Below are 22,837 nucleotides of genomic sequence, written 5' to 3' on the forward strand. Positions count from 1 at the left end.
ACCAAATATGCTATACTGAAGTAGATAGAAGGAGGAGCGACTGATGAGCAGAAAGTGGGTAAAGATCATTGCTATTTTAATTTTCATCCTATCCGGTAGTTACTTTGTCTACAATAAACTAACGAAGCCGAATCTTGGACCGAAAACAACAAAGCTCTATAAGCATGGTTTTCTTTTGCTAGAAGAACAAATCGGAACCTACATCAAAGAACACTATACTGGGATTGAGAAGATTGAGTTATCCCCAATCTACGTTACTGAAGAAGGGTCAACATTCTCAAATGCCTATGTGCGTCCGACGATCTATGACAAGTATGGAAATAAAGCTACTCTGGGAGATAAAATAAAGAAATTTATTCCATTAAGTTATGGATTGATTTCAGACATTGTTCTTGATTTTGATGGAGGTGGCAATGAAGTCATTGAGTTACTGGACTCAAATGGCAAACCTGTAGACGTTTCAAATGAGGAGCATTTGCCTAAGAGAGCTATACTCACAGAGGCAAGTAGTACAGATGAAAATATTGAATTATTAGTAGAAGATGGTCAGTTAATAGGAGTCGTAAAGGATGATAAAGGAAGCCCTGGTGCAGAAATTGTTTATAATACGGAACTCCATAAAGGAGACGCGAGAGAGTAGCGCTAACCAATGAAATAGAATGAAAAAGAAAGGACAAAACACATGCAGTATTATTTTATTGGCGGTCTAGGTAGCAATAGCTACCATCTGGCTCCACTTATTGATGAGCTAGGCTTTCCTGTAACCTTTCTAGATCCCTATAGGGAAATGATTCAGACAGAAAATGATCTACGTGCCTGGTTTCAAGGTCAGATCGGCCAGGCGGAAGAGATCTGTTTATTGGGGCATTCCTTGGGTGGAGATTTGGCTCGTTATCTGGCTGGCGAGTTTCCTCAGATTCGAGCTCTGATTCTCCTGGATGGTGGCTATCTGGATATGGAAAAGATCCTGCCTCTTGAAGAAGAGCTAGAAGGAACGGCGTCTTTCATGCAGCAGCAAGTCTTTGCAACTTTAGAAGAAGCCGTGTTATCCGAACTTGGTGATCAAGCAGATCCTACTCCTATAGCGCAAAAAGCAGTAGAGGCTAGCTATCGCTGGAATCCAGCGAGTGAACAATATGAATTAAATCTGAATCTCGAAAAGGTCATGGCTTTATTGCGTCTACGGCGTCAGATCAAGACTTACCAGATTCCACTGGTAGAACTGCCTGTCCTCTTTATCGGGCCTCGATACCAAGAAGAACCTGAATGGAGAAAAGATGCTCTGAAGCAACTAGATCCCCAGATCAAGCAAGTCTTGCTAGAAGGTTTGGGGCACGAACTGTATACAGAGGCGCCTGAAATTGTAGCTAGAGAAGTAAACAATTGGCTCCAAAATGTTCATAAATAAAACCTGTTTCTCTGTTTGAAACAGGTTTTTGTCTTATAATTTCCGAACGTTATTTCCTATAAAATCATTCCCATTGCATTAGGTCCGTATCTTTGGTATAATCTATCAAGGAAACGTCAAGAGACGTAGCGATGCGCTTGCGCATAGGTAGGTCAGTTTTTAGAAAAGAGATTTTTCAATTTATGTTAAATGAATTTCCTATTTTCGACTATGAAGATATCCAGTTGATTCCCAACAAATGTATCATCAATAGCCGGTCAGAAGCAGACACAACCGTCCAATTTGGAAACCATACCTTCAAGCTTCCAGTTGTTCCTGCCAATATGCAGACGATCTTGGATGAGAATGTAGCAGAGCAGTTGGCACGTGGTGGTTACTTCTACATCATGCACCGTTTTGATGAAGCGGGACGGATTCCTTTTGTCAAACGCATGCATGATCAAGGTTTGATCGCTTCTATTTCGGTTGGTGTTAAGGAATACGAATACGACTTTGTGAGTCAATTAAAGGAAGATGCGCCTGAGTACATCACCATTGATATCGCACATGGTCATGCGGATAGTGTCATTCGGATGATTCAACACATCAAGAAGGAATTGCCAGATACCTTTGTCATTGCTGGTAATGTTGGAACACCTGAGGCTGTTCGTGAATTGGAAAATGCGGGAGCTGATGCGACTAAGGTCGGAATCGGCCCTGGTAAGGTTTGTATCACCAAAGTTAAGACTGGATTTGGTACAGGTGGTTGGCAATTGGCTGCCCTTCGCTGGTGCTCAAAAGCAGCGCGTAAGCCAATCATTGCGGACGGTGGGATTCGGACCCATGGCGATATTGCCAAATCGATTCGTTTCGGGGCATCTATGGTCATGATCGGTTCTCTCTTTGCAGGACATATTGAAAGTCCTGGTAAAACAGTAGAGATTGATGGAGAGTCTTTCAAAGAGTACTATGGATCTGCTTCAGAGTACCAAAAAGGTGCATATAAGAACGTCGAAGGGAAGAAGATTTTATTGCCTGCCAAGGGTCATTTGCAAGACACCTTAACGGAAATGGAACAAGATTTGCAAAGTTCGATCTCTTATGCAGGAGGCCGAAAATTAGCAGATTTGAAACATGTTGACTATGTGATCGTTAAGAATTCTATCTGGAATGGCGATGCACACTAATTGAATTACTTATTTATTTCACGAATGGGCGTGATGTTTCTACAAGGTGCCGGAACACCTAACAATAAGTAAGTCGGGATTATTTCTCTTTTTAGAGAGATTTCAAGGCTTGCTTAGCAGGCCTTTTTGTGTTTTATGATTGAAGTAGAGGATTTTTTAAAAAAGTAGGAGGAAGTATGAAATTACTTGAAGAGCGCATCTTAAAAGATGGCAATGTTTTAGGTGAGAATATCCTCAAGGTGGACTCCTTTTTGACCCACCAAGTGGATTTTAAATTGATGAAAGAAATTGGTCAGACTTTTGCGGACCGTTTTAAAGATGCTGGCGTGACCAAAGTCGTAACCATTGAAGCATCTGGGATTGCACCAGCCCTTTATGTAGCTGAAGCCTTGGATGTTCCCATGATCTTTGCTAAGAAGGCGAAAAACATCACGATGAATGAGGGCATCTTGACGGCTGAGGTTTATTCCTTTACCAAGCAAGTCACCAGCACCGTTTCGATTGCGGGTAAATTCTTGGATCCATCGGATAAGGTTTTGATCATTGACGATTTCCTTGCAAATGGGCAAGCAGCCAAAGGTTTGATTCAAATCATCGAACAAGCTGGTGCTCAAGTCGAAGCGATTGGGATCGTGATTGAAAAATCCTTCCAAGATGGACGGGGATTGTTAGAAGAGTTGGGATATCCAGTTGTATCCCTCGCACGTTTGGACCGTTTTGAAAATGGTCAGGTTGTATTTAAGGAGGCAGACATCTAATGCAAAAACAAGAAAGCCATTCACAGGCCGCTATTTTAGGCTTGCAACACCTTTTGGCCATGTATTCGGGATCTATTTTGGTGCCGATCATGATCGCAGGAGCTTTGGGCTATAACGCTCATCAACTAACCTACCTCATCTCTACAGATATCTTCATGTGTGGGGTCGCAACTTTCCTTCAAGTGCAGCTCAATAAATACTTTGGGATCGGTCTTCCGGTAGTCCTTGGGGTTGCCTTCCAGTCTGTAGCGCCTCTCAGCATGATCGGGGCTAGCCATGGTAGTGGTGCCATGTTTGGTGCCTTGATTGTCTCAGGGATTTATGTCATCCTTGTCTCTGGTTTCTTCTCTAAGATTGCCAATCTCTTCCCATCAATTGTAACGGGATCCGTTATTACCACCATTGGTTTGACTTTGATTCCAGTAGCGATTGGAAATATGGGAAATAATGCGCCAAAACCAACCGTTCAAAGCTTGATTTTGGCTGTGGTGACTATTCTCATCATTTTAGTTGTTAATATCTATACGACTGGCTTTATTAAATCCATTTCAATTTTGATTGGTTTGATCGCAGGTACTGCCATTGCGGCTTCTATGGGCTTGGTAGACTTCACTCCAGTAGCGCAAGCACCAGTCGTTCACGTTCCAACACCATTCTTCTTTGGAGCACCTAAGTTTGAAATTACCTCAATCGTCATGATGTGTATCATCGCGACAGTTTCTATGGTTGAATCAACAGGTGTCTATCTTGCTCTTTCTGATATTACCAAAGATCCAATTAATAGCACGCGCCTTCGCAATGGTTACCGTGCTGAAGGGTTGGCCGTTCTCCTCGGTGGTATCTTCAATACCTTCCCTTACACTGGATTCTCACAAAACGTTGGCTTGGTGAAATTGTCTGGTATCAAGACTCGCTTGCCAATCTACTACGCGGCTGGTTTCCTTGTTCTTCTTGGTCTCCTTCCTAAGTTTGGAGCTTTAGCACAAATCATTCCAAGTCCAGTTCTTGGGGGAGCGATGCTAGTCATGTTTGGTTTTGTATCGATTCAAGGGATGCAGATTCTTGCGCGTGTTGATTTTGAACACAATGAGCACAATTTCTTGATCGCTGCTGTATCGATTGCTGCAGGGGTTGGTTTGAACAACAGCACCCTCTTCAATGGCCTTCCAACAGGATTCCAAATGTTTTTTGCTAACGGAATTGTCGTTGCCAGTGTCTTGGCGATCGTTCTCAACGCTATTTTAAACCGCAACAAATAATTATCTCAAATTTACCGGAGGTCCTTGGATCTTCGGTTTTTTTGACTTTTAAAGAAACATATAGTAGAGTGGAAGAGGAGAAAATCTAGTTTGATGAGAAGAGAGTTAGAATCATGTATGTAACCTATCACTTTAAAGAGCGCTTGCGCTTGTTTTTGAGTCTATTTTTGCCGATTTTAATCTACCAATTAGCTAATTATTCAGCCAGCTTTGTCGATACAGCCATGACTGGTCAGTACCGGACCCTTGATTTGGCTGGTGTTTCTACAGCTACGAGTCTGTGGAATCCTTTTTTTACTTTCCTGACAGGGATTGTCTCTGCGCTGACGCCGATTGTTGGGCATCATTTAGGCAAGGGAAATAAAGAACGGATTGCTGGCGACTTTTACCAATTCCTCTATATGTCATTTGGTATGGCCATTCTCTTAATAGGCTTTGTTTGGGGGATTGCACCCATGATTCTCAAGCAGATCGGCTTAGAAAATGTTGTTGCCCAAATAGCCATTCACTATTTATATTTTCTTTCTCTGGGAATCTTACCTTTGTTGCTCTTTAGTATCGTGCGTACCTTCCTCGATACCTTGGGAATGACGCGTCTATCGATGTACTTGATGCTCTTGCTTTTGCCTCTCAATGCTTGTTTTAACTATATCCTGATCTATGGGGCATTTGGTTTTCCCGAGATGGGGGGAGCAGGAGCAGGTCTTGGAACCTCTCTGGCCTACTGGGTCTTGTTGGTTATTGCGGTTTTGATCTTATGCAAACACCCTAAGGTAGCACCTTTCCAATTGTGGAAGCCCCAACCTTATGATTTTAAAGGGATGAAAGAAGTATTGCGCCTTGGGCTTCCAATCGGTGGAATTGTTTTTGCAGAAGTCATTATCTTCTCGCTGGTTGGTTTGTTAATGGCAAAATTCCCATCACTGACCATTGCTAGCCACCAATCGGCCATGAATTTTTCTACCCTGATGTATGCTTTCCCAGTTAGTATCTCCAGTACTATGGCGATTATCGTATCTTACGAACTGGGAGCAGGAAGACCAGAAGTGGTCAAACAATATTGCCGTTTGGGACGACTGACAGCCTTTGGTTTTGCCATTGTCACCCTCGTCTTTCTCTATACATTCCGCTTCCAACTAGCAGGACTATACGGGAAGGATCCAGTCTTTGTGCAGCAAACAGCGATTTTCATGACTTATAGTCTCTTTTTCCAAGTGGCTGATACTTTTGCAGCACCTCTACAAGGGATTTTGCGGGGCTATAAGGATACAACCGTTCCTTTCTTATTAGGTGTCTTTAGTTATTGGTGCATCTCTATCCCACTAGGGATTTTCCTTGACCATGTGACCAACTTGGGTCCATACGCTTATTGGATCGGCCTTATTTCTAGCCTTGTCGTGAGTGGAATTTGTTACCAACTTCGGCTCTGGCAGATCGAAAAAAAGCAAACAAACTAAAATGAAGTCTGGGAAACCAGACTTTTTTGTGTACCGTGAATATTATAAATTTTCTGAAAGTTCTTGACAATTGATGTCAAAGTGGTAAGATTAGGAGGTAGAAATGAAGAACTAGAAGGAGAACAAGATGAGAAGTGATATGATCAAAATGGGGATCGACCGAGCACCAGCGCGTGGTCTCCTTTATGCAACAGGGCAAGTAAAATCAGCAAAGGATATGCAAAAGCCCTTTATTGCCATTTGTAACTCCTATATTGATATCGTTCCAGGCCATGTTCACCTGCGTGAATTAGCAGATGTTGCTAAGGAAGCTATTCGCGAGGCTGGTGGGATTCCTTTTGAATTTAATACCATCGGTGTCGATGATGGGATTGCTATGGGCCATATCGGGATGCGTTATAGTTTGCCATCTCGCGAGTTGATCGCAGATGCTGCTGAAACGGTCATCAATGCCCACTGGTTTGACGGTGTTTTCTATATTCCCAACTGTGACAAGATTACACCAGGAATGATTTTAGCTGCCATGCGGACCAATGTGCCAGCCGTATTTTGTTCTGGTGGACCTATGAAGGGCGGCGTTGACATGACGGGGCATCAGGCGACTCTCTCAAGTTTGTTTGAAGCTGTAGGTACTTATCAAGCTGGTGATATGGGCATGGATGAGCTGGATTTTTTGGAAAAAAATGCCTGCCCAACTTGTGGCTCTTGCTCTGGTATGTTTACTGCCAATTCCATGAACTGTTTGATGGAAGTATTAGGCCTTGCTCTTCCTGGAAATGGTACCATCCTAGCTGTCTCAGATGAACGCCGGGAATTGGTTCGCCAAGCGGCCAAACAATTGGTAGAGAATATTAAAAAAGGTATCCGCCCACGGGATATCGTGACCAAAGAAGCCATCGATGATGCTTTTGCGCTCGATATGGCCATGGGTGGTTCAACCAATACAGTGCTTCACACGCTCGCTATTGCGCGTGAAGCAGGGATTGACTATGATCTCAAAGATATCAACGAGATTGCTAAGAAGACACCTTATCTTTCTAAAATTGCCCCTTCAAGTGTTTATACTATGCATGATGTGCATGAAGCTGGTGGTGTTCCAGCCATTATCAATCAGTTGATCAAAAAAGGTGCCATTAAGGGTGATCGTATCACAGTTACTGGTAAAACCTTGAAAGAAAACGTAGCTGGTGCTGAAATCAAAAATGAAGAAATTATCCATCCAATCGAGCATCCTATTTCACCTGTAGGTGGTTTGTCGATCCTTTACGGAAATATTGCTCAGGATGGAGCTGTTATCAAGGTCGGTGGGGTAGATCCATCTGTGACCACTTTCCGTGGTAAAGCTATTTGTTGCGACTCACAAGATCAAGCCCTTGAGTTGATTGACAATGGAACAGTCAAGAAGGGACATGTCGTCGTTATTCGTTACGAGGGCCCTCAGGGTGGACCTGGTATGCCAGAGATGCTAGCACCAACTTCTAAGATTGTCGGACGCGGTCTTGGTAAGGATGTGGCACTGATTACGGATGGTCGTTTCTCAGGAGCTACTCGTGGGATTGCTATCGGTCACGTTTCTCCAGAAGCAGCAGAAGGTGGGAATATCGCCCTAATTGAAGATGGGGATGAAATCGTGATCGATCTTCCAAATCGTACCATTGATTTGCTTGTTGATGATGCAACCCTTGCAGAACGTCGCAAATATTTGAAACCTTTCAAATCAAAAATCTCTAGCGGTTGGTTGCGTCGCTATACAGCCTTTGCCAAATCAGCCAATGTCGGCGGAACCTTGATGAGTGACGAAGAATTCGAAGAACGGAAAGCAGAACGTCAAGCACAAGAAAAATAAGAAAAAACCTTTCCTGCTATGTGATATCACAAGCAAGAAAGGCTTTTTTAGTGGAACCATTATTTGGTGCGCATTTCACCTTGAGGGAAGTAGGTTCCTTCAGGCATATCGTTAATGATGACGTGAACAGCTGACTGAGGAGCGCCAGTATTGCGGACAACAGCTTCGGTTACTTCCTTGGCCAAGGCTTTCTTTTGTTCCAAGGTGCGTCCTTCAAATAGGTCAATTCGTACAAATGGCATATGGCCACCTCCTAAATTTTTTATAGGACTATTTTATCACATTTTGGGATACAAAGCTTAGCAAAATTATGGTAAAATGATAATGAAACACATTTTAGAGAGAACAAAAGGAAAATGGCACAATTATATTATAAATATGGGACCATGAACTCGGGGAAAACCATTGAGATTTTGAAGGTGGCCCATAATTATGAAGAGCAAGGCAAGAGCGTCGTCATCATGACCTCGGCAATCGATACACGAGATGGAGTAGGAGTGGTTTCTAGTCGGATCGGTATGAAACGAGAAGCCGTTGCAATTGAAGACGATACGGATATCTTTGGCTTTATTAAAAACCAAGCAATCAAACCTTACTGTGTCTTAATCGATGAAGCTCAGTTTTTGAAACGCCACCATGTCTATGACTTGGCAAGAGTCGTGGATGAACTGGATGTGCCGGTCATGGCTTTTGGCCTCAAAAATGATTTCCGAAATGAACTCTTTGAAGGTTCCAAACACCTCCTCTTGTTAGCCGACAAGATCGAGGAGATCAAAACCATCTGCCAATACTGTTCCCGCAAGGCGACTATGGTCTTGCGTACCCAAGCAGGTAAACCTGTCTATGATGGAGAGCAGATCCAGATCGGTGGACACGAGACCTATATCTCCGTTTGCCGCAAGCATTATTTTAATCCAGACATTCCAACTGAAAGCGTCTAGAATGTTATAGAGAGGATAATAATGTCTATTTGTTTAAAAGATGTTACAATAGAGAATTATTTTGACGTTTTAAATCTAGAAGTTCATCCAAACCAAAGGAATTTTATTGCATCCAATTCCATTAGTTTAGCTGAAGCTTATGTATATGATAAAAATGGTGATTTTATAGCTCCCTTAGCAGTTTATGATAAGGAAGTATTAGTTGGTTTTGTTATGATTGCCTATGACCAGAAAATTGGGATCAGCAAGGGAAATTACTTGTTATTTCGTTTTATGATCGATAAACGATTTCAAGGTTTAGGCTATTTTAAACCGACTATGGATGCAGTCATTGACTTTGTTCGAACAGAGCCAGCTGGAAAAGCAACAAGTCTTTGGTTATCTTATGAACCGGAAAATAATCAAGCGAGATCTTGCTATCTCCATTATGGATTTAAAGAAACTGGAGAAGTCATAGAAAACGAAATTGTAGCAATCTATGATCTAACAACCAAGAATTAAGGAGCGAACATGAATATCTATGATCAACTACAAGCTGTAGAAGACCGATACGAAGAGTTAGGAGAGTTATTGAGTGACCCAGATGTGGTCTCTGATACCAAACGCTTTATGGAGCTTTCAAAAGAAGAGGCTTCCACTCGCGATACGGTGACTGCATACCGTGAGTACAAGCAAGTCCTTCAAAACATTGTCGACGCTGAGGAAATGATTAAGGAAGCAGGCGGCGATGCGGACTTGGAAGAAATGGCCAAGCAAGAGCTAAAAGATGCTAAGGCTGAAAAGGAAGAGTACGAAGAAAAATTGAAGATCTTACTTCTTCCAAAAGATCCAAACGATGACAAGAACATTATCTTGGAAATCCGTGGAGCAGCTGGAGGAGACGAAGCCCAATTGTTTGCTGGTGACCTCTTGCAGATGTACCAAAAATACGCGGAAAGCCAAGGCTGGCGCTTTGAAGTTATGGAAGCCTCCTACAATGGCGTTGGCGGGATCAAAGAAGTCGTAGCCATGGTCTCTGGGCAATCGGTCTACTCGAAACTCAAGTATGAATCTGGTGCCCACCGGGTACAACGCGTTCCTGTGACTGAAAGCCAAGGTCGTGTCCATACCTCAACTGCCACAGTTCTGGTCATGCCAGAAATCGAAGAAGTCGAGTACGACATTGATCCAAAAGACCTTCGGATTGACATCTACCACGCATCTGGTGCGGGTGGACAGAACGTCAACAAGGTCGCAACAGCCGTTCGTATCGTCCACTTGCCAACCAATATCAAGGTCGAGATGCAGGAAGAACGGACGCAACAGAAGAACCGCGAAAAAGCCATGAAGATCATCCGTGCGCGTGTGGCTGACCACTTTGCTCAGATTGCCCAAGATGAGCAAGACGCTGAGAGAAAGTCTACTATCGGGACTGGTGACCGTTCAGAGCGGATCCGGACTTACAACTTCCCTCAAAACCGTGTGACCGATCACCGGATTGGCTTGACCCTTCAAAAACTGGATACCATCTTATCTGGTAAATTAGATGAAGTGGTCGATGCTTTGGTCTTGTATGACCAAACACAAAAACTAGAAGAGTTGAACAAATAATGTTGTTGGGACCATTATTAGCCCAGTATGAAGAAGAATTAATAGCCGTTGGAGAGGAAGCAGAAAGCCTCTCCTTCGCGTATCGTGCTTTAAAAAACTGGACTTTTACAGACTTTGTCCTTGCCTTGCAAAAAGAAGTTAAAGTAGAGGATCAGGCCTTGCTTCTATCCATCTTTGAGCAGCTGAAACATCACGTTCCTGCCCAATATATTATTGGTAGCGCAGATTTTTTTGGCCATATTTTTACAGTGGATGAGCGCGTGCTGATTCCACGCCCAGAAACAGAGGAGTTGGTGGCTCTAATTCTCGAAGAAAACGATGAGAAAGCCTTACGAGTTCTGGATATTGGTACAGGAAGTGGTGCTATCGCTATTAGCTTAGCCCTTGCTAGACCTGCCTGGCGGGTTCAAGCTAGCGATGTATCAGAAGAGGCTTTAGCCCTGGCTCAAAAAAATGCCAAGCAGCTAGAAGCAGTCCTTGCCTTCAAGTCGTCAGATGTACTGGACGAACTAGAAGGTCCTTATGACCTGATTGTATCCAACCCTCCCTATATCTCTCGGGATGATGTAGAAGAGGTTGGAGCCAATGTTTTAGCCTCTGAACCCCACTTAGCTCTTTTTGCGGATCGTGATGGATATGCCATCTACGAAAAGATTGCCCAGCAAGCACCAAGTGTTTTAACACCAGATGGAAAGATTTACCTAGAAATTGGCTATAAGCAAGGAAGCAAGGTAAAAGAGCTTTTTCAAGAGGCATTTCCCGACAAACGCGTTCGCGTTCTGAAAGACCAATTTGGACAAGATAGAATGGTAGTAGTAGACAATGGATCACATTGAGAAAGAATTAGAAGCAGGACGTGCGGTTATTCTGCCAACTGAAACAGTCTATGGTATTTTTGCCAAAGCTTTGAATCAAGAGGCAGTCGATTATATATACGAGTTAAAACGTAGACCTAGAGACAAGGCTCTGAATTTAAATGTAGCCGATGAAAAAGCGATTCGACTTTATTCGAAAAATCAACCTAGTTATTTAACAAAACTGGTTGATTCATTTTTACCAGGACCTCTGACTATTATCCTTCAGGCGAATGACAAGGTACCTGGCTGGATTCATTCAGGATTGGATACAGTTGGCTTCCGTATTCCGGCTCACCCAAAAACGTTGGAATTAATTCGTAAGTACGGTCCTTTGGTTGGTCCCTCGGCTAATCTTTCAGGTCATGCAAGTGGAACAAAGTATGAGGCTATTGTAAGCGAATTTGATCAAGTGGTTCCTGGTATAGAGGATGATGACTTCTTGACTGGCCAAGATTCAACTATTTTGGATATCTCTGGTTCTAAAGCCAGGATTTTGCGGCAAGGTTCGATTACACAAGCTGATTTGCTTGCACAAGTGCCAGAGCTTTCCTTTGAGGATGATAAACTTCCTCAGTGATAATGTACATAAATAATTTTTTATAAAGGAGTAGACCTATGATTTTTGATAAAGAAGATTACAAAGCCTATGATGCAGACCTATGGAATGCGATCGCTAAAGAAGAAGAGCGTCAACAAAACAATATTGAATTGATTGCTTCTGAAAATGTCGTCTCTAAGGCAGTGATGGCTGCTCAAGGGTCTATTCTGACCAATAAATATGCCGAAGGCTATCCTGGTCGTCGTTACTATGGCGGGACAGATGTGGTCGATGTGGTCGAAAGTCTCGCGATCGAACGGGCCAAAGAAATCTTTGGCGCTAAATTTGCGAACGTTCAACCGCATTCAGGAAGTCAGGCAAACTGTGCTGCCTATATGGCCTTGATTGAGCCTGGTGATACCGTCATGGGGATGGATCTAGCTGCCGGTGGACATTTGACGCACGGAGCTTCTGTGAGCTTCTCTGGTCAAACCTATAACTTTGTGTCTTATAGTGTAGATCCTGAAACAGAGCTCTTGGATTTTGATGCCATCTTAAAACAAGCCCAAGAAGTGAAGCCAAAACTCATCGTTGCTGGTGCCTCAGCCTACTCTCATATCATTGATTTCTCTAAATTCCGTGAGATTGCAGATGCAGTAGGAGCTAAGCTCATGGTTGACATGGCCCATATTGCTGGTCTCGTGGCAGCGGGTCTCCATCCAAGTCCAGTTCCTTATGCCCATATCACGACAACGACCACTCACAAGACCCTTCGTGGCCCTCGTGGAGGCCTGATCTTGACTAATGATGAGGAGTTAGCTAAGAAAATTAACTCTGCTATTTTCCCTGGTATTCAAGGAGGACCATTGGAGCATGTCGTTGCAGCCAAAGCTGTCGCTTTCAAAGAAGCGTTGGATCCTGCCTTTAAAGAGTATGCAGCCAACGTGATTAAGAACAGTCAGGCCATGGCTGATGTCTTCTTGCAAGATCCTGATTTCCGCGTCATCTCAGGCGGAACAGAGAACCACCTTTTCCTTGTCGACGTCACTAAAGTCGTTGAAAATGGGAAAGTGGCGCAAAACTTGTTGGATGAAGTCAATATCACCCTCAACAAGAACTCTATTCCTTATGAAACCTTGTCTCCATTTAAGACCAGTGGGATTCGGATTGGTGCAGCAGCCATCACCGCTCGTGGTTTTGGTGAAAAAGAAAGTCGCACCGTTGCTGAAATGATGATCAAAGCGCTGAAGAATGCGGACAAGCAAGAAGTATTAGACGAAGTACGTAGCCAAGTCAAAGCCTTGACAGACGCCTTTCCACTTTACGAGGACTAAACCATCTTATGGATATTTACGTAAAAAAAGCCATCATTCATCAATTTAGCCCTGACGATACCGATCTCTATCTAGCAGATAAATTTCTCAATATCACACCTAAAATTGAGGAATACTTGCGCAAAAAGATTGAACGGGTCTACTCTGATGAAGCCAGGACCGGTATTTTCGAAGAGGACAATCCTTTTCTTGAGATGATTTCAGATGACCTATTAGAAACTTCGGTAGCAGTAGCGAATCGCTGGAAGGAAGAATTTGTCGTCTCTGAGAATCAAAAGACCAATGATTTGGTGTTCATTCAATTCTCAAAAGAAGGGGTGGACCATTTTGCCTTTCTTCGGATTGCCTTACGGGAAACCCTGACGCATCTTGGTGGTGAAGTGGATAATCCGATTAAGCTGACGCAAAATAATCTACCTGGTTTTGGCACTGGTGCTGATGAGGCCTTGGTCATCAATCTTCAAAGTCGCAAATACCACTTGATTGAAAAACGGATCAAGTACAACGGGACGTTCTTGAACTATTTTTCTGAGAATCTGTTGCAGGCGCAACCCAAGATCTCTCCTAAAAAATCGATCAAGGCACTAGAAAAAACAGCCCAGAAGATTGCGGAAAGCTTCAACACAGATGATTTTCAATTTCAATCAAAGGTTAAATCAGCTATTTTTAACCATATTGAGGAAGAAAATAAACTCTCTCCTGAGAAATTAGCGAATGATCTCTTCGATGATAATCTGACAGCTCGCCTCAGTTTTATTGACCAAGTCAAAGAAGCTGTACCAGAGCCTGTCACCTTTGAAGAAATTGATGCAAGTCGCCAGTTGAAGAAGTTCGAAAATCAGAAATTGTCATTGTCAAATGGAATTGAACTAATCGTTCCGAATAATGTCTATGAAGATGCAGAATCTGTTGAATTTATTCTAAACGAGAACGGAACCTATTCTATTTTGATCAAAAATATTGAGGATATACAGAGTAAATAATGATTAAACGTATAGTGAAGATCTTCTTATTCATCTTACTAATATTTGGAATCTACAAGGGAATTCAGATCCACCATGATGTCAAACAAGTCATGCAGTACCGCTCCCTGGTTAGAGAAGTCCTTGCTGAGGAGGACACCACGGCCAATGAAAACCTCATTCTGGCTATGATCTATACGGAGACCAAAGGCAGAGAAGACGATGTCATGCAGGCGAGTGAGAGTGCAAGTGGTGAGACCAATACTATTAGTGATAATAAGGCCAGTATTCGCCAAGGAATTCAAACTCTTTCAGATGAGTTAAAAGAAGCCAAGAAAAAAGGCGTTGATAGCTGGACAGCGGTTCAAGCCTATAATTTTGGGAAAGACTACATCGATTACGTCGCAAAACACGGTGGAACAAATTCCCTAGAGTTGGCCCGCGCTTATTCACGGGATGTAGTAGCACCAAGTCTTGGCAATGTAACCGGTGAAACTTATCTTTACCTCCACCCTATCTCTCTTTTAAACGGGATGGAACTCTACATTAATGGGGGTAACATTTATTATTCTCGTTTAGTAGAAACCAATATGACGATTATGAAGTTATTTTCATGGTTTTAATCATTTTCCAGAGAGCCGATTGGCTCTTTTTTAAGCTGATCAGTTCTGCCTCCGATTTTGAGGGATAATAAAAATGTCATGCATTCTTAAAAAAACTGTAAGCTAGTTTTAAGAAATCAACTGTATAATGAAAATCGAAGTGGGTAAACTCTTTATTTACTTCTTTTTTCATCTCTAGTGAGGTGAGAAAGGTAATATGAGATACCCAGAGGTAATTTGAATTAGAAAGAAGAAAAAGATGAAATTAAAGAAGATTGCATTGTTTGTAACGACGACTTTGGCCTTGTTTACCGCTATCCCGCGAGTTTCCGCAGATAGCAATGTGCAGAAAGTCATTGATGAAACCTATGTCAAGCCAGACTATGTTTTGGGCTATTCGCTGGACCAAAGTCAAATCGAACAAACCTTGAGTCTCTTGAACTACGATAGTTCAAAAGATAAAGAAGAGTGGAAAACGATGACACCAGAGGTTTATTCTTCGATTATGAACGTTGCCAACGATGATAGTTTAGAACTGTATTCCTCTGTTAAAATTCAAAAATTAGGTAAAAATAAGCCACTAGAAGTGAATATCGTGACGCCTCAAAACATCACCAAGGTCACTGCAGATATGTATCGTAATGCAGCCGTTACACTTGGATTGGAGCATGCTCAAATTACAGTAGCTTCCCCTATCCAAGTGACCGGAGAAAGTGCCTTAGCTGGGATCTATTACTCGCTTGAGAAAAATGGTGCCAAGGTTTCTCAAGAAAGCAAGGATCTAGCCCAAGAAGAGTTAAAGACTCTATCCGGGATCAATGAAGAAAACGCTGGTAAGAAAAACTTCGATGCTGATAAGTTAAACGTAGCATTGACCGACATTAAAACAGCAGTAGCCAATGCCAAACAGAACAATCAGGATTTAAGCAAGGATGATATTCGAAAGATTGTCGAAGAAACCCTGAAAAATTATAAGCTGGATACAACTGTAACAGGTGATCAGATTAATTTGATCGTGAATTTCGCAGTCAACCTCTCAAAGAGTAGTGTTATCAGTAGCAAAAGCTTTACTAAAACCTTGTCGGACTTGAAAGATAGTATCGTAGACAAGGCAGGCGATACCTTTAATAATATCAATCTCAATTTTGATACAAATGCTATTCTAAAAGACAGTGGAAATTTCTTCACAAATGCGTGGAATGCCATTGCAGGCTTCTTCGGAGCCATCTGGAATGCCATTGTCAAATTCTTTAGTGGTTTAGTTGGCTAAAAACAGCACGAAAGCACTCCTGACAAGATGTCAGAGTGCTTTTTGTGTGTTAACTTGTTTAGCTGAATGATGAGAGCACAACTATGTTTTAAAATTGATGATGTCAAGCTTTATCCTTTCACTAATAAAGGCCTAGAGACGCAAGTCATCCCAATGTAAGAAACTAAAGTAAAACAGAAATCAAAATCTCACTATTTAAAGGCGCTTCAAAAAAATTGAAAGAATGAAAATTTTAGATTTTGAATTTGATATTAAAAAATAACAAATAGAACATTGAAAAGAATGGTTCAAAAAATGACCATTAAAGATACCTATAAATACACTGAGAAAACTATTTTTGTGATAAAATATAATAGATTAATAAATGAAAAGTAGACATTTTGTAGAAATTCCAATAAATAACACGAAAGGTTGCTTTATGCCAATAGATATTAGTGAAGAACAGTTGGCTTTGGAGTCGAGTGATTTATTAAAAATTCTTTTAAAAGATCGAACGACAAAGAAAAATATTGTTTGGGCGACACATTCTTATGAATTGTTAGGAAAGGGATTTGCTCCGAGTGACCGTATCACTCCAAGTAGGGTGACGGGAGCCTATGCAAACTTGATTCAACCCCGATCAGAAAAGTCTAAGTATGAGCAGAAAGACCGAACCAAGCGTTGCCTTCTTCTGCATCCTTGTTGATCGGATATATTAGCTCTCTTTTTGTTGTATGACTTTAAAATTAGATAGAATACTTATGGTAATATTATTGAAATTATAAGTCAAGATACATTAGGGCTGAGGAGGTGGATGTTGAGTCAAGTGGCAACTCTAACGGCATTGTCTCCTCAATCGTTAATTGATGATGTAAAAAATCTTATAAAAAAAATGCATGAAATTATATTGACTAAAATTGAATAATATCTTTAATTTGATATTTTGTTAACTTTTTATTTTATAATAAGGTTTTTTAGTATTTAAAAGCGAAAACAAATGGAATAGGTGATTAAAATGGGTATTTCAGAGAAGAAAATTGAAGATTTAAGAGGTCTTAAGTTCAACGTTCCATCATATCAAAGAGGCTATAGGTGGACTGAGCATGAAATTACAACTTTATTAGATGATTTTTATAATCATAACACTGAGTATAAATATTGTCTACAACCATTAATCGTAAAAAAAGTTGCTGATGGCACTTACGATGTTGTTGATGGACAGCAAAGACTAACTAGTATTTATATATTTCTTAAATTTATGTCTGCAGAATTTAATAATGGTCGTAGAAGAACTAATCAATATGATTTTTTTGATTTAGAGTATGAAACCCGAAAAGAGAGTGGAAACTACTTAAAGAATTTAAATTTTGATACTTATAAAGAAATTGAAAATATTGACATTGATGCTAGTCACATCAGTAAAGCCTTTGAAGCAATAGATAAATGGCTTGATCGTGAAGAAATAAACTCAAATAATGCTTTGAATGATATCTACAAGGTTCTTACAGAAAATGTGTTTTTTATTTGGTATGAGATTGATGAAACTGAAGACCCTATAAAGATTTTTACCAAAGTTAATATAGGGAAAATACCGTTAACAAATGCTGAACTTATTAAAGCTTTGATACTCGACAAAAATAATTATAAAAATGGAGAAGAGAGCGATAGAATACATCGATCTATTGCATGGAATCATATAGAACATAAACTTCAACAGAACTCTTTTTGGCAGTTTTTGACTAATAATGAAGTTTATGATACAAAAATAGATTTTATTTTCAATTTACTTATACATGGGAATTCTGAAGAGTACAAAGTTGACAAATACTCCACCTTTTATTCATTATATGAAGAATATAAGGGGACCGAAAATAAATCAGAGTTTATATCAGACTTTTGGTCAAAAGTCCAAATACTATTTGAAGAACTAAATAATTGGTACTTAGATTTAGATAAATATCATTTAATTGGTTATCTGCTTTCTTTAGATAGTAAAAATCTAGATAAAGTATTTAAGGCGACAAGAGACAAGAAAAAATCAGAAGCTTTCGATGAGTTGAAAAAATTAGCATTTGATACTATTCCTGACCTTGATTCGCTAGACGAATTAGTATACGGAGATAAGAGAGTTAAGAATGTATTACTATTATTTAACTTAGTTACTTTGATTAATAAAAGCGAGAAACAGTACCGTTTTCCGTTTGATATTTATAAAACTCAAAAGTGGGATATTGAGCATATTCATGCTACTGCTGATGAATCTGCAGAACCTGATGATGGGTTAGGGAACCTCACTTTACTTGACTCTAAAACAAATCGTTCTTATCAAGATAGTCCGTTCGCACAAAAAAGGAAAATTATTATTGATGTAGACGCTAAAGGTCGTTTTGTTCCGGTTTGTACTAGAAATATATTTTTAAAAGTGTATAGTGAAGAAATTGAAAATTTTGAGGTTTGGTCAGACAATGATAAAACTGACTATATTAAAGCAATGAAGCTTGAATTTAATAAATTCTTTGGTACTGAAGGAGAGGAAATATGAGTATAATGGATGATAAATATGACTTAAAGACTCTTTTAGAAAGTTATCGCATTGTAATTCCACTAATTCAACGCGATTATGCGCAAGGAAGGAAAGATTTAAGAACTACCGAGGTAAGAAAACAATTATTAATTGATATAAATTCTGCTTTAATTAACAGCGAAGAGCCAACTTTAGACCTTAATTTTATTTACGGAAAATCTCATAATGGGAATTTTATACCACTAGATGGTCAGCAGCGACTTACAACTTTGTTTTTAGTATACCTTTTCGCTTTTAGAGACAGTGATGCTTGTGATTTTCTTAGAAATTTTTCCTATGAAACAAGAGATTCGTCCAAACAATTTTTCGCTAGTTTATTTGAACACAGAAAATCAATTTTTCAACTCGAAGAGAAACCGTCTGAAATAATAAAAGATGCTGCTTGGTTCGCAGATTCATGGACATTAGATCCTACTATTCAAGGAGCACTTGTAACCTTAGACGGAATAACTGAATTTTTTGATTTTCAATACAACTATTCAAATGCATTAACATCGGAAACAAATTATAGAGTTGCGTTCAACTTCCTTGATATCGAAGATTTAGGTTCAGAGGATGAGCTATACATTAAATTGAACTCTAGAGGACGTCCTCTAACTGATTTTGAAAATTTTAAAGCAAGATTTATTTCAAGAGTACATGAGGTAGACACTAAGTTAGCAAATGATATAGCACTTAAGCTTGATACAAAATGGACTGATACTATTTGGAGATTTGATAAAAATAGATTTGATATAAATTTTTTAAATTTATTTGAAATTGCACTGATTAATAACTTAGAATCACTAGATTATTCTCAACGTGAAAATTGGACAACTAATATTTTATTTGAAGATATTAAGTTAGAGCACATAGAATTGATTGCAAGTGTACTTGATTTTTTAACGGAAAATGAGAAATCAAAGGTTTCACAAGTATTGGAAAAAGCTATCATAAATAAGAGTTTAAAAGATAGAGTCTATTTTCACTTCATTTCTTTGTATTTACTTCATTCTGGGAAAATATTAGATGATAATTTTAAAAGTTGGTACCGCATTTTTAGAAACTTAACAGATAACTCTGAAATAGATTACCAACAACCTTATGAAAGAGCAATTCGAGGTATAAATGAGCAAATTAACCATGTTTCAGACCTTATCGATTATTTGTCTCAAAATAATAGAATTACAGGTTTTAGTACAGAACAGGTTAACGAGGAGATAGAAAAGGCGAAATTAATTTTAGAAGATCCATCTCAATCAGAAGTGATATTTAATGCTGAAAATCATGTTTATTTTGGTGGACAAATTAGAAGTAGCTTTTATTTTGAAGATACTGATTCTACAGCTGATAAATACTCGAAAATAAGTTTTTATTGGGATAAGATAAGTACTATGTTTGAAGATACGAAACCTAAAGAAGGACTTTTGTTAAGAACGGCTTTGCTTTCTTTTGGAGACTATACATTAAATGTAGATAGCTATAAAACACTTTGCCAAGATGATCCTAATGAAAGTTCAAGTACACCAAGTTTAAAACGATTATTTTCTTCTAAAAGTAAATATGTTAAAAAATTACTAGATTCGATTGATGTAAATAAACCATTAGAGTTTGAGTATAAGAGGATAATAAATGAAAACATAAATAGTATAGATGAGCAAGAATGGCGATATATTTTTATTTCGTACTACAAGGTAATGTTCAATAAAATGAACCGTTCACAGTATAGATTAAAAGCCCCTAACTGGTTAGGTAGACCAGATGAAATGCTTCTAATTCCTAATAAAAACTCTAGAGCAAAAAACATTGATATTCATTTATTAGCATTGCAAGAGAAACTCAAAGAATTTAAAATTAAGTCATATTATGAAAGTGAGCCTGGTTTAGGTACTTTAGATAGGGTTCTTCGTGTTGAAAAAATTTATGAAGTTAGATTCTATAAGGATTGTTATAAGTTTAAAAAGTATGAAGATGAAAAATATTCAAGGTTAAACAACTCTCCAGCATCTTTTATAAAATTAGCTGAATACTTGAGAAATGAATTGAACAATACATCATTGTGATATATTTTGGTAAAAAATATTCAAAATTTACTATCTATCTAATGGGCAGTTACGATTATATCTTTTTTTTATATGAGATAAGTATGATTGTACTACCTATTTAGATCTAAGATTCACTAAATTGTGTATCTCTATTTTAGGTATATATACTATCGTCACTCCTAAATGATTGTTTCTTATACAAATTGGTAAACTAAACAATGAGTCTTACATTGGTTATTTGCTTTTAGCTGGCAGTTAACAAGGATTTTATTAGTAATTTTTTAAACAAATAATGAGATTTCTCTTAAAAAATCTTTTCTAGCAACAATTGAGTGGACATAATTTGTCCACTCTTTTTTGTAAACTTAAATTATCAATAAAAAGAGGTGAAATTAAATGAATTATTATCAAGTTGAGTTTAAGAATCATGATGATTTCTTAAAAACTCAAACAGAAGATTTTATTAAGACTAATCGTTTATTGCTATTTAAAGAGGATGACGCTTATTACCTTATTTCTCAAGAAAATTACAATGCTCAAGAAATCATTGGGAAAATAAAGGATTTTTTTGACCATGAGTTTACATTAAAAAAAGTTAAAACTCTAACAGAAAGTGATTTTATAAAGAAACTTGAAACAAGTGATAGAAGTGAGCTAGTAAAATTCTTATTAGGTGCAAATAAAGAGACAATGTCTTATCATCTAAAGCCTAATTTTGAAAAACTGGATGAATTGAAAAACATTTGTGGTCTCACTGATTTTAAGAAGGCTGTTCAGGAACTAATTACATATCTTTCATTTCAAGAAAAAATAAATAATAATGAACAACAGCAACACTTTTATATTTTTAATGGTGAGAGGGGATCTGGCCGTAAATTTGCTATCAAATTTCTGATGTCTCTTTTTGGAATGAATGCAATATTTGTAAATTGTAATAATTTTTTTATTCCTAAGATAGGCGAAAAAGATGTCCCAGTATTAGTTGATTATCTTTCAGCAAGACCAAGAACAAAATCAGAATTTTACGATACAATTAGACAAAAGAAGGGGCATTCAATTAACATCATTATTACGAGAACTATCCAAGAGGCAGAATCTATAAAAAAAGAGTTGCTTGAAGATTTTAGTAAAGTATCGATTGTTAATTTTCCGAATTATGATGAAGCTGAGCTTAAAGAGATCGGCCTTCAAATGTTAAATCAAAAAGGTATTCAGTTGAGTAATGAAGACTATGAACAATTAATAGCTGAAAATAAAGAACTAAAGGATGCTAAAGAAGTTCGTCCTTTTGTTCAAGAGCTTGTTGAATTTGCAGTACAAAATGATTATGATCCTTCAGATAAAAACGAATTAAGTCTGGATGGATTTATTCCCCAAAATGAATCTTCAGTTGAAGACGAAGAAAATGCGGAGAAAAAGTTGAGTGAATTAATCGGTTTAGAAGAAGTGAAAATAGTTCTAAACCAGCAGTTAGCTTATAATCGAGTTTCTGCGTTGCGTCAGGCTCATGGATATAGTAATGAAATATTAAATCGTCATCTTGTTTTTTCTGGAAACCCAGGGACTGGTAAAACAGTAGTTGCTAGGCTTTTTTCAGAAATTTTATACAACAATAAGATAATTCAAGAGAATAAGTTAGTAGAAGTAGGTCGAACGGATCTTGTTGGTGAATATGTTGGCCAAACTGCTCCAAAAGTAAGAAAAGCTTTTGATGATGCAAGGGGAGGGGTGCTCTTTATAGATGAGGCTTATAGTCTTATCCCTAGTAGTGAGAGAGATTTTGGACATGAAGCTATTTCAGCGCTTATACAAGAAATGGAAAATCGTCGGGATGAGGTGTTGGTTATTTTTGCTGGGTATGAAGAATTGATGGCCCAATTCATTGAAACTAACCCGGGACTTTCCTCTAGAATTTCTAGAGAAATAAAATTTTTGGATTATACAATTGAACAACTAATTGCTATTTTGGAATTGATGGTAAATAAGAGATATTATCAATTAACCGATGATTGTAAGATGGTACTACGTCAGCATTTTTCAGAAGTTGTCAATTGTAGAAACTTTGGAAATGCTAGATACGTCCGAAAATTAGTAGATGAGATTGTCTTCAGTCAAGCGCAACGAGTGATTGAAGGTGATAAGAATCAGTTAGAAGATGACACCTTTTTAAATCAAATTACTTTGACCGATATCAATAAGGCTATTGTAGCTATTGAAGCAAAATCATCAAAATCAATATCGTTGATAGGATTCGGAAGATAG

At 38.8% G+C, this 22,837-nt stretch carries 20 protein-coding genes, 2 pseudogenes and 1 riboswitch; of the genes and pseudogenes, 21 read left to right on the top strand and 1 reads right to left on the bottom strand.

Annotated elements, in window-relative coordinates; translation table 11 throughout:
- The first annotated feature begins 43 nt into the window (after positions 1 to 43).
- The 7 genes from WKT08_RS00190 to ilvD all read left to right on the top strand — a co-directional run bounded on the left by WKT08_RS00190 (position 44) and on the right by ilvD (position 7,894).
- Positions 44 to 640, top strand: a complete 597-nt coding sequence (locus tag WKT08_RS00190; protein WP_340279473.1) for a hypothetical protein — start codon at positions 44 to 46, stop codon at positions 638 to 640.
- Positions 641 to 682: 42 nt separating this feature from the next.
- Positions 683 to 1,408: an alpha/beta fold hydrolase gene (locus WKT08_RS00195; RefSeq protein WP_340279474.1), complete on the top strand. Its 726-nt coding sequence runs from the start codon at positions 683 to 685 to the stop codon at positions 1,406 to 1,408.
- A 182-nt stretch (positions 1,409 to 1,590) separates the two neighbouring features.
- On the top strand, positions 1,591 to 2,574 hold the full coding sequence (guaC, locus tag WKT08_RS00200; RefSeq protein ID WP_195487214.1) for a GMP reductase: 984 nt from the start codon (positions 1,591 to 1,593) through the stop codon (positions 2,572 to 2,574).
- A riboswitch (purine riboswitch) is annotated at positions 2,564 to 2,659 on the top strand. (Overlaps the previous gene by 11 nt.)
- 91 nt (positions 2,660 to 2,750) lie before the next feature.
- Positions 2,751 to 3,332, top strand: coding sequence for a xanthine phosphoribosyltransferase (locus WKT08_RS00205; protein WP_003001484.1), 582 nt, complete (start codon positions 2,751 to 2,753; stop codon positions 3,330 to 3,332).
- Positions 3,332 to 4,591, top strand: coding sequence for a nucleobase:cation symporter-2 family protein (locus WKT08_RS00210; RefSeq protein ID WP_070589011.1), 1,260 nt, complete (start codon positions 3,332 to 3,334; stop codon positions 4,589 to 4,591). Before WKT08_RS00205 ends, WKT08_RS00210 begins: the two co-directional genes overlap by 1 nt.
- A gap of 113 nt (positions 4,592 to 4,704) precedes the next feature.
- Positions 4,705 to 6,048: an MATE family efflux transporter gene (locus tag WKT08_RS00215; RefSeq protein ID WP_023918099.1), complete on the top strand. Its 1,344-nt coding sequence runs from the start codon at positions 4,705 to 4,707 to the stop codon at positions 6,046 to 6,048.
- Positions 6,049 to 6,175: 127 nt separating this feature from the next.
- On the top strand, positions 6,176 to 7,894 hold the full coding sequence (gene ilvD / locus WKT08_RS00220) for a dihydroxy-acid dehydratase (RefSeq protein WP_340279475.1): 1,719 nt from the start codon (positions 6,176 to 6,178) through the stop codon (positions 7,892 to 7,894).
- 59 nt (positions 7,895 to 7,953) lie between these two features.
- On the opposite strand, the gene WKT08_RS00225 is transcribed toward ilvD, so the two are convergent.
- The gene (locus WKT08_RS00225) at positions 7,954 to 8,136 is read right to left on the bottom strand and encodes a 4-oxalocrotonate tautomerase (protein ID WP_001117401.1); all 183 of its coding nucleotides are present in this window, start codon (positions 8,134 to 8,136) and stop codon (positions 7,954 to 7,956) included.
- Between the two features lie 114 nt (positions 8,137 to 8,250).
- On the opposite strand from WKT08_RS00225, the gene WKT08_RS00230 reads away from it, so the two are divergent.
- The 14 genes and pseudogenes from WKT08_RS00230 to WKT08_RS10450 all read left to right on the top strand — a co-directional run bounded on the left by WKT08_RS00230 (position 8,251) and on the right by WKT08_RS10450 (position 22,837).
- Positions 8,251 to 8,835, top strand: coding sequence for a thymidine kinase (locus WKT08_RS00230; RefSeq protein ID WP_003001444.1), 585 nt, complete (start codon positions 8,251 to 8,253; stop codon positions 8,833 to 8,835).
- A gap of 21 nt (positions 8,836 to 8,856) precedes the next feature.
- Complete coding sequence (locus WKT08_RS00235; RefSeq protein WP_195189863.1) at positions 8,857 to 9,336, top strand: GNAT family N-acetyltransferase; 480 nt, start codon at positions 8,857 to 8,859, stop codon at positions 9,334 to 9,336.
- 9 nt (positions 9,337 to 9,345) lie between these two features.
- Entirely contained in the window at positions 9,346 to 10,425 is a 1,080-nt protein-coding gene (prfA, locus tag WKT08_RS00240; protein WP_003007273.1) for a peptide chain release factor 1, read from the top strand.
- On the top strand, positions 10,425 to 11,261 hold the full coding sequence (gene prmC / locus WKT08_RS00245) for a peptide chain release factor N(5)-glutamine methyltransferase (RefSeq protein WP_340279477.1): 837 nt from the start codon (positions 10,425 to 10,427) through the stop codon (positions 11,259 to 11,261). The genes prfA and prmC overlap by 1 nt, the downstream gene beginning before the upstream one ends.
- Entirely contained in the window at positions 11,248 to 11,859 is a 612-nt protein-coding gene (locus WKT08_RS00250; protein ID WP_150906069.1) for an L-threonylcarbamoyladenylate synthase, read from the top strand. Before prmC ends, WKT08_RS00250 begins: the two co-directional genes overlap by 14 nt.
- Before the next feature lie 38 nt (positions 11,860 to 11,897).
- Complete coding sequence (glyA, locus tag WKT08_RS00255; RefSeq protein WP_195529454.1) at positions 11,898 to 13,154, top strand: serine hydroxymethyltransferase; 1,257 nt, start codon at positions 11,898 to 11,900, stop codon at positions 13,152 to 13,154.
- An 8-nt stretch (positions 13,155 to 13,162) separates the two neighbouring features.
- Complete coding sequence (locus tag WKT08_RS00260) at positions 13,163 to 14,137, top strand: nucleoid-associated protein (RefSeq protein ID WP_070589003.1); 975 nt, start codon at positions 13,163 to 13,165, stop codon at positions 14,135 to 14,137.
- A complete protein-coding gene (locus WKT08_RS00265) occupies positions 14,137 to 14,739 on the top strand; it encodes a lysozyme family protein (protein WP_003007284.1) in 603 nt (200 codons plus the stop codon). Before WKT08_RS00260 ends, WKT08_RS00265 begins: the two co-directional genes overlap by 1 nt.
- Before the next feature lie 238 nt (positions 14,740 to 14,977).
- The gene (locus WKT08_RS00270; protein ID WP_003016663.1) at positions 14,978 to 15,988 is read left to right on the top strand and encodes a DUF1002 domain-containing protein; all 1,011 of its coding nucleotides are present in this window, start codon (positions 14,978 to 14,980) and stop codon (positions 15,986 to 15,988) included.
- Positions 15,989 to 16,406: 418 nt separating this feature from the next.
- Positions 16,407 to 16,646 (top strand): annotated as a pseudogene (locus WKT08_RS00275) (Eco57I restriction-modification methylase domain-containing protein); the annotation flags it as partial.
- A gap of 336 nt (positions 16,647 to 16,982) precedes the next feature.
- A complete protein-coding gene (locus tag WKT08_RS00280) occupies positions 16,983 to 18,509 on the top strand; it encodes a DUF262 domain-containing protein (protein WP_340279478.1) in 1,527 nt (508 codons plus the stop codon).
- Positions 18,506 to 20,593, top strand: a complete 2,088-nt coding sequence (locus WKT08_RS00285; protein ID WP_340279479.1) for a DUF262 domain-containing protein — start codon at positions 18,506 to 18,508, stop codon at positions 20,591 to 20,593. The genes WKT08_RS00280 and WKT08_RS00285 overlap by 4 nt, the downstream gene beginning before the upstream one ends.
- A gap of 378 nt (positions 20,594 to 20,971) precedes the next feature.
- Positions 20,972 to 21,067 (top strand): annotated as a pseudogene (locus WKT08_RS10445) (DNA recombinase); the annotation flags it as partial.
- A 699-nt stretch (positions 21,068 to 21,766) separates the two neighbouring features.
- A complete protein-coding gene (locus WKT08_RS10450; RefSeq protein ID WP_445330255.1) occupies positions 21,767 to 22,837 on the top strand; it encodes an AAA family ATPase in 1,071 nt (356 codons plus the stop codon).

Origin of the sequence: Streptococcus sp. HCA-5024 (assembly GCF_037890265.1) — a bacterium.
Lineage (GTDB): Bacteria > Bacillota > Bacilli > Lactobacillales > Streptococcaceae > Streptococcus > Streptococcus lingualis.